The following is an 11,821-nucleotide window of genomic DNA, read 5'->3' as shown; positions in this document are numbered from 1 at the left end:
GCCGTACGGCCGTCCGGAGGAGCGGTACCCGCCCGGCAGCAGCCGGTGATCACTTCTCGCGCAACGGGACGGACAGGTACGAGGGGTCCGCGCCCGGCGAGGAGAAGGTCAGCTGTGCGCCGGAAGGGTTGTGCTCGATGTACAGGGGGTCGACGGTGTCGATCACCAGGGCCAGACGATGACCGGCCGGGACGTCGTACGCGGTGGAGAACAGCTCCAGGTCGACGGCGAACGGGCGGCCCGGAGACTGTCCGTGGAAGGTATGGGGGGCGTTGCTCACCAGCTTGCCGAGGCCGAGCGGCCCCACGTCGTAGAGATACGCGACGAGGGTGCCGCTCTCCTTGTTGCTGGTGACCGTGGTGTGAAGCCTCGCGGTGCCCCGGATGTGCCGCGCGGAGCCGTACCTCTCGGACTGCCAGACGCTTGCGAACGTGCGCGGCAGCAGCGGGATCGAGACGACCGGCGGCAGCTTCACGAACTGGTCGAGGGCGTTCGACAGCAGGGTGATGCCGCCATTGGCGCCCGAGTCGACGTTCGCGTAGACCTTCTCCGTACCGCCGAGCGCGAGCCGCTCCTTGGCGGCGCCGACCGACTTCCAGTCCGGGTAGCCCTCGTAACCGCTGTCCGTACGGGACTTGAGCTGAACCGGCTGCTCCTGGTCGATGCCGTTGCGCTCGCCCTTGAGGTAGCGGTCGAACCATCGGTGTGCGTCGGTCCAGATGTCGTTGGGCAGACCGAGCAGCCCGGTGGCCTCCGCGGTGGCGTGGTCACCCGGGCGGAACTCCAGGCGCTTGGGGCCGCTGAGTTTCTCGAAGAACGCGGCGTACTGGTTGGGCGGGAAGATCGTGTCGCCCCAGGCGTTGCCCATCATCACGGCGGCGCCGTTGGCGTTGATCTCGTCCAGATGTGTGGCGGGGGAGCGCTTCTTCCCCCAGGCGATCATGTCTTGTTCCTTGGCCAGGTTGGAGCCGAGGAAGTCGGTCAGGGTCTGGTTGAGCTCGTCGCTCGGGCGGCCGGTGAGCAGGCCGGCGCCACCGAGCAGCGCGGCTGCCTGGAGGTGCTGGGTGCGGCCGCTGTAGATGGAGTCGATGAGATCGGCCCAGCCGCTCAGCGCGACGACAGCCTTGATCCGCTTGTCGTGTCCGGCTGCCAACAGGCTGATGCCCGCGCCGTACGAGACGCCGCCCATGCCGATCCGCTGCGGGTCGGCCGGCGTCCGGTCGAGCGCCCAGTCGATCACGGCGGAGACATCGGCGATGTCCGGCGGACCGGCGACCTCGATCCTCCCGCCGGAGAGCCAGAAGCCGCGCGAGGTGTAACTGACCACCACATAGCCGGAGTCGGCGAGCTGCTGTGCCTGCGCCAGGTACTCGATCTGCGGCATCGACCAGCTGGTGGGCAGCACGATGAGCGGGTGCTTCTCGCCGGTCTTCGCGCCGGCGGGTGTGAAGACATTGCCCTTGAGCGTGATTCCGCCGGAGCCGGGGATGTCATGGAACGTCAGGCTCGGGGCGGAATCCGCCACGGGCGCGGCGGGGGTGTCGGCGACGGCCGCCGGGGCCGCGCCGAGGGCGGCTCCGGCGATCAGGACGGCGGCGGTTCCGAGGGCAGCGGTGGTGCGCAGAGCCGGGTACGGACGTCCCACGGGTCACTCCTCACGCGTGTCAGTGCAAAGTGACCCGACGGTAACTCCAGTCGCTTACCGTTGGTAACTCCCCGGTGAGTTGCGTGAGGGTAACGATTGTTGGACGCGATGTCAGTAGCGGCCGGGGGCCGGGAGCAGGGCAACGCGTCAGCTGAGTGCGCTCTTCGCCTGCCAGTCGGCCCAGGACACATTCCACGCCCCGTAGCCGTTGCCCACCGCGACCGTCCCCTTGGCGTCCGCGCCGGTGATCTCGAACGGGTCGCCGACCTGCGCCTTCTCGAACAGTTCGGCGGCGTTCGCATTGCTCATTCCCACGCAGCCGGAACTGTGGTTGGCGACCCCGAAGTACGCGGCGTTCCACGGCGCTGCATGGGCGTACATCCCCGACCAGGTCAGCCGCATCGACGAGTCGACCATCTTGTCGTACGCATCGCCCAGACCGACCGTCTCGGAGCGCATGTTGATCGTGCCCTCCTTCGCCATCAGTACGGCGGTGCCCCGCCAGGACGCCTTCTCGCCTCCCGGGGTGCCCGCCGACATCGGCACGTCGATGACCGTCTTCCCGTCCCGGTGCAGCGCAAGCCGGTGACGGTCGAGGTCGACCTTGACCACCTGGTTGCGGCCGATGGTGAAGGTCGTCCGGTAGTCGCGCACGAACCAGCCGCCGGCCGTTCCGGAGTTGATGCCGTCCAGTTCGGCGTCGAGCGTGACGCGAGTACCGGACTTCCAGTAGTTCTTGGGCCGCCAGTCGACGCGGTCCTTGCCGGAGTAGTCCTGCAGCCAGCCCCAGGAGCCCTCGGTGTTGTTCGACGTGGACACCTTGAGTGCCTTCTCGACCGCCGCCTTGTCCTTCACCGGGTTGTCGAAGACGATCGACAGCGGCTGGGCGATACCGACCGTGGTGTTCTTGCCGGGGGCGAGCGTCAGCTTGTTGACCTTGTCGGCCTCGGCTGTCGAGAAGCCGGCACGGTCCGTGCCACCCCTGGTGTCCGTCGCCTCGACGCTGTACTCGGTGCCGGGTGCGGCGACCCGGTCCGAGGTCCAGCTGCGGCCGTCGCCGGATATCCGGCCGGTGAGCGCGTCGCCCTCGGCGGCGGTCACCTTCACCGTCTTGAGCTTTCCGTCGGCCAGCGTCACCTTCACCGGCTTGCCCGCGGTGGCCCCGGAGCCCTGGAGGTTCACCGAGATCCTGGTGTCCGGAGCCTGAGAAGTCCCGGCGGCGTGACCGGATCCGGAACCGGCGTCCGATGCGGCAGCGCCGGAGCAGGCGGTCAGGGCGGCACCGAGCACCGCCGTTCCGGTTATCAGGGTGAGCCGGGCCGGGCGGGCCGAGGGCGCGGTACGGCGTATGTGCCGGCGTGCAGAGAACAACGAAAAACCTCCAGGGCTGTGCTTCTCACCGGTGGAGAGGCATTCACCAGACATTAGGTTCCTCAAATCCCCGAAAGGCCATGGATTCCGTTGTGTGACAAGGAATGGAGCGCAACGGTCATCGTCCGGTCACATGCGCCGCTCGACCCCGTCATGGACCGCTGTGAGCATCCTGTGCAGCCCCGCCGAGCCGAGCGGAGGGGCGGGACCAGGGGAGGGCCACGGACATGTCAGCGCTGCTCGCGACCGGTGACCGCAGAGGTGAACAGGGGATGCGTATACGCAGCCTCACCGCCGCCGAGCACCGGGCGGGTGTGACCGCGCGGCCCGGGGCGAGCTTTCTGCAGTATCCGTCCTGGGCCGGCGTGAAGGACCGATGGACGTCGGAAATGGTCGGATGGCACGGCGACGACGGTGAATTGGCCGGCAGTGCCCTGGTCCTCTACCGGCAATTCCCGGGCACCCGTAAATTCTTTGCCTATCTACCGGAAGGGCCGGTGGCCGACTGGGCCGATCCGGAGATCGACCGCTGGCTGCGGCCGTTGACGGCGTATCTGCGGAAGGCAGGTGCCTTCGCCGTACGGATGGGGCCGTCACCGGCGTACCGCCGCTGGGACGCCGCCCGGCTCAAGGCGGCCACCGGGCCCGGCCGGAAGATCCGCGACGTACTGGCGACGGAGGCGGACCCGCTCGGCACCGCGGTCGCCGACCGACTCCGGGCGCGCGGCTGGCGTCGGTGCGGCGGGGACGGCGACGCGGGCAACGACGCCGACGCGCAGCCGCGCTACGTCTTCCAGGTGCCGCTCGCCGGACGCACCCCTGACGAGCTGTGGGCGGGACTCAACCAGGAGTGGCGCCGCAACGTCCGCAAGGCCGAGAAGTCCGGTGTCCGGATCGTCGTCGGCGGCGCGGCGGAACTGCCCGAGTTCCACCGGCTGCTGCGGATCACCGAGGAGCGCGACGGCTTCCGCCTCGGCCGCTCCCTCGCGTACTACCAGCGGCAGTACGCCGTGCTCAACGCCGAACAGCCCGGCCGGATGCAGCTCTATCTCGCCGTCCACGAGGGCGAGATCCTCGCCGCGCACACCATGATCAGCGCCGGGCGGCAGGTCTGGTACCAGACGGGCGCGTCCGCCGACCACCGGCGCGAGGTCCGCCCCAGCAACGCCCTCCAGTGGCGGATGTTGCTCGATGCGCACGCCCTCGGCGCCGAGCTGTACGACATGCGCGGGGTACCCTCCACCCTTGACCCCGGCGACCGCTCCTTCGGACTGCTGCGCTGGAAGCTCGGCACAGGCGGGCAGGTCGTCGAGACCCTCGGGGAGTGGGAGACATCGGTGGGCGGAGCCGCCAACAACACGCTGTACAGGGCGTTCCAGGCGTACCTGGCCCGCCGGTGACCGCCGCACAGACGACCGGGGCGGTCGCGCAGGAGGGGCCGGGGGGACAGCAGAAGCCGGGATCGGTGCTGCGCAGTGGCGCCGTCATGGCCGCGGGCTCGATCGTCTCGCGGGCGACCGGGTTCATACGCTCGGCGGTCGTCGTCGCCGCCCTCGGTACCGGACTCACGGCCGACGGATACACGGTCGCCAACACCGTCCCCAACATCCTCTACATGCTCCTGATCGGCGGGGCCCTCAATGCCGTGTTCGTCCCGGAGCTGGTGCGGGCCGCCAGGGAACACAGCGACGGCGGCGCCGCGTACACCGACCGGCTGCTCACCGTCTGCACCGTCGGCCTCGTCGCCCTCACCTCGCTCGCGGTCGTCGGCGCCCCGCTGATCGTCGGCACCTACACGGACTACTCCGGGGAGCAGGCGGAGCTCACGATCGCGCTGGCCCGCTACTGCCTGCCGCAGATCCTCTTCTACGGGCTCTTCACCCTCCTCGGCCAAGTACTCAATTCCCGGAACCGGTTCGGCGCGATGATGTGGACCCCAGTCCTCAACAACGTGGTCATCATCGCGGTGTTCGGGCTCTATCTGACGGTCGTGGCAGGTTCCGGCGGGGAGTTGACCGCCACCCATGCACGGCTGCTGGGCTGGGGGACGACCGCCGGAATTGTCGTGCAGACGGTGGCCCTGGTGCCCGCGCTGCGGGCCGCGAAGTTCCGCTGGCGACCCCGGTTCGACTGGCGGGGGAGCGGTCTGACCCGTCCGCTGCGGTCGGCCGGCTGGCTCGTCATGCTGGTCCTGGCGAACCAGGGCGCCTACTGGGTGGTGACCCGGCTCTCCACCATCACCGGACAGCACGCCGTCGAGCAAGGGGTGGTGGGCGGCGCGGGCTACACCGCGTACAGCTACGCCTTTCAGCTGTGGGTGGTGCCGCAGGGCATCGTGACCGTCTCGCTCGTCACGGCGCTGATGCCGCGGATGAGCCGGGCGGCGGCCGACGGCGACCTCGCGGGGGTGCGCCGCGATGTCTCGTACGCGCTGCGGACCACGGCCGCGGTCGTGGTGCCCGCGGCGGGTGCGTTCTTCGCGCTGGCGCCGTGGGTGATGGGGGCCGTGTTCGGATACGGCCGTACCGGCGACGCCGACATCGCGGTGATGGCGGGGATGATGATGGCGTTCGCGCCGGGGCTCATCGCGTACTCCGGGCAGTACGTGCTGTCCCGTGGGTTCTACGCGATGAGCGACACCCGTACGCCGTTCTTCCTGAACCTGGTGATCGCCGCGCTCAATGCCGGGCTGTCGGCGCTCGCCTATCTGATGCTGCCTGCGCGGTGGGCGGTGACGGGGATGGCGGGGGCGTACTCGGTGGCACTCTTCGCGGGGTTCGCGGTCACGGGGTATGTGCTGCATCGCAGGGTGTCTCAAGGCGCCGGGGGAGCAGGGTCGGTGCTGTGGCGCTCGGCCGGACTGTGGGCGCATGCACGGCTGGTGGTGGCGTGTGTGCCGGCGGGGGCGCTGGCGTACGGGGTGGCCCGCGCGTGCGACGGGTTCGGGGACTTCGCGGCCGTGGGGGCGGGTACGGCAGTGCTGCTGGGGGTGGTGGGGCTGTTGGCCCGGCCGCTGCGGTTGAGCGAGGTCAGCGTGATGTTGAGTGCGGGGCGTGCGCGGATCCGGGGGGTCGGGGGACGGTGAGAGCGTGGCGTTCGCGTCCGGCTGCCGTCCCGTTCCCCATAGCCGGAGGGGCTTGATGTGCCGGACAGGTTCGATCACGATCGTGGGGATACTGGTGCCATGCCGCGTGTGCTTCTGATCGAGGACGACCCCTCCGTACGGGAAGGGGTCGAGCTCGGGCTGCGTCGGCGCGGGCATGAACTCCGGGCCGTGGAGAGCGGGGAGGCGGGACTCGGTGCGCTGGCGGAGTTCCGGCCCGATCTCGTCCTGCTGGATCTGATGCTGCCCGGCATGAACGGCGTCCAGGTCTGCCGTCGCATAAGGGAGTCCAGCCAGCTGCCGATCATCATGCTCACGGCACGCGGCGACGACTTCGACGTGGTCGTCGGGCTGGAGGCCGGGGCCGACGACTACATCGTCAAACCCGCCCGTACCGAGGTGATCGAGGCCAGGATCCGGGCCGTGCTGCGACGGCTCGCCGAGCCGGTCGGGCGCAGCGGCATCGAGTTCCACGGCGAACTCGCCGTGGACCGCGCCGGGCTCTCCGTCGCCAAGGCGGGGGAGCGCCTCCTGCTCGCCCCCTCCGAACTGAAGCTGCTGCTGTACCTGTCGGCCTCGCCCGAGCAGGTCTTCAGCAGGCAGCAACTCCTCGAATACGTGTGGGAGCACAGCTACCACGGCGACGCGAGGCTCGTCGACGCCTGTGTGCGGCGGCTGCGGCAGAAGATCGAGGACGTGGCGGGCAGCCCCCGCTACATCCAGACCGTCCGTGGCTTCGGCTACCGATTCGGGCCGCTCGAATGAGGCTTCTCGCCGCCCGGTTCGGCCTGCGCATCCGCCTCATATCCGCCTTTCTGCTGGTCGCGGCGATCAGCGCGGTCACCACCGCGACCCTGACCTACCGCGAGGCCCGGTCCGCGATCCTTCAACAGGCGCAGGACACGGCGGTCGCCCAGTTCCGGGACCGGATCACCGCACAGGCGGTGTCCCTGCCGGTCGACGCGACCAGGCTCCGGACGATGTGTCAGACACTCGCCCGCGAGGGCAAGCCGCACACCTGGATCGTCTTCGCCGAATACGCGGACCTGAAGGTCTCGTCCTCGGACCGGTCCGTCTCCAACGTGATCACACCCGAACTGCGCGATGCGGCCCGGAACACCGCGCACGCCTCGTTCCAGCGGGTCGTCAAGGACGGAAAACCCTGGTTGACGATCGGGATGCCCGTGATGTTCGACCGGGGCGAGGGGCGTCAGCCCACCGGGCTCGTCCTCTACGCCGTGATGCCGCTCCTCCCGGAGGAGGCCAATGTCAGCGCCATGGTCACCGCGGCCCGCGACGGAGCCCTGCCCGCCCTCCTCATCGCGCTGGTGCCCGCACTGCTCGCCGCCCGCAGTGTGCTGCGCCCGGTGCGTGATCTGCGGCGGGCCGCCGCCGGTATCGGTCGAGGCGAGCTCGACACCCGCATCGAGGTGAAGGGCTCGGACGAACTCGCCGATCTGGCCTGGACGTTCAATGAGTCGTCCACCAAGCTCCAGCAGTCCGTGGAGGAGCTCCGGCAGGCGGAGGAACGGGCCAGACGCTTCGCCTCCGACGTCTCGCACGAGATGCGCACCCCGCTCGCCGGGATGCTCGCCGTCACCGAGGTCCTGGACGAGGACGCCGCGCACCTGAACGCCGACACTGCGGCAGCCGTGCGGCTGATCAGCGCGGAGACCGGGAAGTTGGCCACACTGGTCGAGGACCTGATGGAGATCTCCCGCTTCGACGCGAAGGCCGCGGACCTTCATCCCGACGAGGTCGATGTCGCCGAGACGATCCGCAAGACCTTGCAGAGCAGACGGTGGGAGGACCGGGTTGCCACCGAACTCCCGGAAGGCGTAAGGGCGGTGCTCGATCCGCGCCGTTTCGATGTGATCGTCGCCAACCTGGTCGGCAACGCGCTGCGGCACGGCGCCGAGCCCGTCTCCGTACGGCTGTGGACCGAGCGGCGGGACGGGAGGGACCGTCTGGTGACGGAGGTCGCGGACAGCGGTCCCGGGATCGACGCAGCCGTGCTGCCGCACATCTTCGACCGGTTCTACAAGGCCGACGCGGCACGAACCCGGTCGGCGGGCAGCGGACTCGGTCTGGCGATCACGCAGGAGAACGTACGGCTGCACGGTGGCACGGTCCACGCCGCCAACGTCCCCTCCGGCGGCGCGGTGTTCACCGTCGAGCTGCCACGGGAGGGGGTGTGAGGCGGCTGCGCGCCCTGGTCGCGCTGATGGCGTTCGCGCTGCCGGCGACCGGGTGCGGCATCCGGGCCTCGGACGTGGTCGAGGTCGGCGATCCGGCGACCGTGGACGTGGCGACGGGGAGCCGGGAGGGCACACTGCTGTACTTCGTCTCCTCGTCCTCCCCGGGGACGCTGCTGCCCGTCGTACGGCAGATCGACATACCGACGGAGACCGCGTCCTCGGGTACGGGGGATCTGAAGGGCTCGTCGGGCAAGGCGCTCGTCCTGCTCTTCGCGGGCCCCTCCAGAACGGAGCGGGATGCCGGACTGGCCACGGAACTCCCCCAGAGCCATGCCGGGTTGAGCATGGCCGTGAATCGGAGCGGGGTGCTGGTCCGGCTGGACGGCCCTGTCACCGGACTTTCCGGACTCGCCCAGCAGCAGCTGATCTGCACGGCAGTCCACTCCGGCGTGCCCGATCCGGGTGCGGCGGTGACGCTGTCCGGCACCGATGGCTCCGTCGGGCCCGCCCACTGCACCGTCTGACCGTCCCCGGGTGGACTCGGGACGAGATCGTCCGGCCGGGTGCGACCCGGCCGGTGCCGGAGTGCCGTCCGGGCGCTCGAAGCCGATCACGCTGATCAGGGCGTTGTCCCGGCGCGGTGGTCCGGTGACCTTCGACGGCGGGTTCCACCTGGTGTCGGTGCTCGCATCCGCCCCGGTGCGGGCCGCATCGGTGTGGACCGGCCCGGTCGGGCCGACGTCGCGGCCGATCAGCTTGCCGCGCGGTGCGAGGTACGCGGCGCGGGTACGGGTGTCTGCGCCGCCTGTGTCACGTCCGCGACCAGTTCCACCACATCGGGCCCGTACGCCTGCGAGTTGACCACCTTCAGAAGCAGGCAGAACGTACTGGTGCCGTGCTTGCGCGACAGCTTCTCGTAATTGCGGGCCAGGTAGCGTGAGGCGGCCTGATTGGTGATCGCCTGTTGTCCGCAGAACAGGAAGACCGGACGAACGTCCTGACCGGCCGTCAGTCGAGCGAGCACCACGTACTCGGCGACGCCCTTCTCCATCCGGTAGCGCTCCGAGCCGATCTGGAAGGCGCCGCGGTCCGGACCCGGCTCCGGATCCGTGTTCACCTTCACGCCCGGCAGCAGCGAATGCAGATGGGCGGCCATCCGGCGGTTGGAGACCGGACCGCCGACGCAGAACTCGGTGCGCTCGCCGAAGCCCTGCTGGGTGACGTCGTGCGAAAGGATCTGCGCGTGCGCCGAGCAGTCCTTGATCAGCGCGGAGAGTTCGAGCAGGGCGAAGACGTCGTGGCGGTGGACGGCGCCGTCGCCGCCCGCGTCGCGGTTGACGACCAGCAGGCACTCGGAGTTCCCGGGCAGCCCGAAGAAGGCCTGCTTGCGGCGGAGCTTGCGGCGCCAGAGGTAGGTTCGGGCGATCCAGCCGAGGGCGGCGCTGATGCCGGCGGCTATCACGCCGAGCACGAGGTTGCGTACGTCGTCAGTCATGGGCGGGCATGGTATCGGTGATTCGGATCCACGTTCACTGCGGTCCTGACGAGACGTAGGAGGCGGAGTTACCCTGCGCGGACGATCCTTCACTGGAGGTGCGCATGCGACGTTCAGTCGCGCGGAATGTGTCGTTCTTGGGTGTTCTCGCCGCCATCGTCTCGGTCGGGGCGGCCGCACCGCCCTCGTCCGCATCGTCGATATCGCCGCCCCCCAAGTCGCCCGTCGCCGTGGGCTACGGCGGCGCCGTGGCCAGCGTCGACGCGGACGCCACGGCTGCCGGGATCGAGGTGCTCCGCAACGGCGGCAACGCCGTGGACGCCGCCGTGGCGACCGCGGCCGCGCTCGGCGTGACGGAGCCCTACTCGGCGGGCCTGGGCGGGGGCGGCTACTTCGTCTACTACAACGCCAAAAAGCACACGGTGGAGACCATCGACGGCCGCGAGACCGCGCCGCGAAGCGCGGACTCCTCCCTCTTCCTGGAGGACGGCAAGCCCCTCGCTTTCGCGGACGCGGTCACCAGTGGTCTGGGCGTCGGCACGCCCGGCACCCCGGCCACCTGGGCCACCGCGCTCGATGCCTGGGGCAGCAAGCCATTGAGCGGGCTGCTGAAGCCGGCCGAGCGACTCGCCAGGGACGGCTTCGTCGTCGACTCCACATTCCGTTCGCAGACCGAGGGCAACCAGGCCCGGTTCGCCGACTTCCCGGACACCGCGAAGCTCTTCCTGCCGGGCGGGCAACTGCCCGTGGTCGGCTCCGTCTTCAAGAACCCCGACCTTGCGCGTACGTACGAGAAGGTGGGTCGCGACGGCATCGACGAGCTGTACCGCGGCGATCTGGCCGACGACGTCGTCCGGACCGTCCGCAAGCCGCCCGTCGACCCGAAGGCGAGCCGGGTCGTGCGCCCCGGTGATCTCACGGCGAAGGACCTGCGCTCCTACCGTGCCCTGCGGCAGGCCCCGACGAAGGTCGGCTACCGGGGGCTCGACGTGTATGGCATGGCGCCGTCCTCGTCCGGGGGTACGAGCGTGGGTGAGGCGCTGAACATCCTTGAGAACACCGACCTTTCGCCGGCGAGCGAGGCCCAGTATCTGCATCGCTACATCGAGGCGAGCCGGATCGCGTTCGCGGACCGCGGGCGGTGGGTCGGCGACCCGGCGTTCGAGGACGTGCCGACGCGCGGACTGCTGAGTCAGCGGTTCGCCGACTCGAGGGAGTGCCTGATCAAGGACGACGCGGTGCTGACCAGCCCCCTCGCCCCCGGCGACCCGCGCCATCCGGCCGACTGTGCGAACCGTGGAACGGCTGCTCCGACGACCTACGAGGGGGAGAACACCACGCATCTGACGGCCGCCGACAAGTGGGGGAACGTCGTCGCGTACACCCTGACCATCGAGCAGACCGGTGGCAGTGCCATCACGGTTCCGGGGCGTGGCTATCTGCTCAACAACGAGCTGACGGACTTCTCGTTCGCGCCCGCCAACCCGGCGGTGCACGACCCGAACCTGCCGGGCCCGGGCAAGCGGCCGCGGTCGTCGATCTCGCCGACGATCGTGCTGAAGCACGGGCAGCCGGTACTGGCCCTGGGCTCGCCGGGCGGCGCGACGATCATCACCACGGTGCTGCAGTCGCTCATCGGCACGGTCGACCGCGGTCTTCCGCTCGTCGATGCGATCGCGGCGCCACGCGCCAGTCAGCGCAACTCGCCGACGACCGAGCTCGAACCCGCGCTGTGGAACAGTCCGCTGCGGGCGGAGCTGGAGTCGCTCGGCCATGCCTTCAAGCTGAACCCGGAGATCGGGGCGGCCACCGGTGTGCAGCGCCTGCCGGACGGGCGGTGGCTCGCGGCGGCGGAGAAGGTGCGGCGAGGCGGCGGATCCGCGATGGTCGTGACGCCGAGCAACTGAATGTGATCATGTGTCAATGAAGCGGACCACGGGGCTGGTTCGTGGCCGGTAGGCGGCCATGGGCCGGCCCCGTGGCCGTGACGGAGTCATGGGTCCGGGTTG

9 protein-coding genes are annotated in these 11,821 nt (G+C 69.9%); 6 read left to right on the top strand and 3 right to left on the bottom strand.

Annotated elements, in window-relative coordinates:
• Window positions 1–49 precede the first annotated feature (49 nt).
• Window positions 50–1,645 carry a CocE/NonD family hydrolase gene (locus OG395_RS15815; RefSeq protein ID WP_327243518.1) on the bottom strand — a complete coding sequence of 532 codons (1,596 nt, stop codon included), beginning with the start codon at window positions 1,643–1,645 and terminating at the stop codon, window positions 50–52.
• 147 nt (window positions 1,646–1,792) lie between these two features.
• Window positions 1,793–3,016, bottom strand: a complete 1,224-nt coding sequence (locus tag OG395_RS15810; RefSeq protein WP_327243517.1) for a L,D-transpeptidase — start codon at window positions 3,014–3,016, stop codon at window positions 1,793–1,795.
• A gap of 227 nt (window positions 3,017–3,243) precedes the next feature.
• Here OG395_RS15810 and OG395_RS15805 point away from each other — a divergent pair, with 227 nt between their 5' ends.
• From OG395_RS15805 to OG395_RS15785, 5 genes are all read left to right on the top strand, one after another.
• Window positions 3,244–4,416, top strand: coding sequence for a lipid II:glycine glycyltransferase FemX (locus OG395_RS15805; RefSeq protein ID WP_327243516.1), 1,173 nt, complete (start codon window positions 3,244–3,246; stop codon window positions 4,414–4,416).
• The gene (gene murJ / locus OG395_RS15800) at window positions 4,413–6,101 is read left to right on the top strand and encodes a murein biosynthesis integral membrane protein MurJ (RefSeq protein ID WP_442818564.1); all 1,689 of its coding nucleotides are present in this window, start codon (window positions 4,413–4,415) and stop codon (window positions 6,099–6,101) included. Before OG395_RS15805 ends, murJ begins: the two co-directional genes overlap by 4 nt.
• 99 nt (window positions 6,102–6,200) lie before the next feature.
• Complete coding sequence (locus OG395_RS15795) at window positions 6,201–6,884, top strand: response regulator transcription factor (RefSeq protein ID WP_327243515.1); 684 nt, start codon at window positions 6,201–6,203, stop codon at window positions 6,882–6,884.
• The gene (locus tag OG395_RS15790; RefSeq protein ID WP_327243514.1) at window positions 6,881–8,317 is read left to right on the top strand and encodes a HAMP domain-containing sensor histidine kinase; all 1,437 of its coding nucleotides are present in this window, start codon (window positions 6,881–6,883) and stop codon (window positions 8,315–8,317) included. Before OG395_RS15795 ends, OG395_RS15790 begins: the two co-directional genes overlap by 4 nt.
• Entirely contained in the window at window positions 8,314–8,841 is a 528-nt protein-coding gene (locus OG395_RS15785) for a hypothetical protein (protein WP_327243513.1), read from the top strand. The genes OG395_RS15790 and OG395_RS15785 overlap by 4 nt, the downstream gene beginning before the upstream one ends.
• Window positions 8,842–9,068: 227 nt before the next feature.
• On the opposite strand, the gene OG395_RS15780 is transcribed toward OG395_RS15785, so the two are convergent.
• A complete protein-coding gene (locus OG395_RS15780) occupies window positions 9,069–9,812 on the bottom strand; it encodes a hypothetical protein (protein WP_327243512.1) in 744 nt (247 codons plus the stop codon).
• A gap of 104 nt (window positions 9,813–9,916) precedes the next feature.
• Between OG395_RS15780 and ggt the strand changes: the two genes are divergently transcribed.
• Window positions 9,917–11,719 (top strand): gamma-glutamyltransferase, encoded by a 1,803-nt coding sequence (gene ggt / locus OG395_RS15775; protein WP_327243511.1) that lies wholly within the window; start codon window positions 9,917–9,919, stop codon window positions 11,717–11,719.
• The last annotated feature ends 102 nt before the right edge of the window (window positions 11,720–11,821 follow it).

Source organism: Streptomyces sp. NBC_01320, assembly GCF_035974375.1.
Taxonomy (GTDB): domain Bacteria; phylum Actinomycetota; class Actinomycetes; order Streptomycetales; family Streptomycetaceae; genus Streptomyces; species Streptomyces yanii.
The sequence above is the reverse complement of the archived record's forward strand: the minus strand, read 5'-3'. Positions and strand labels throughout refer to the sequence as shown.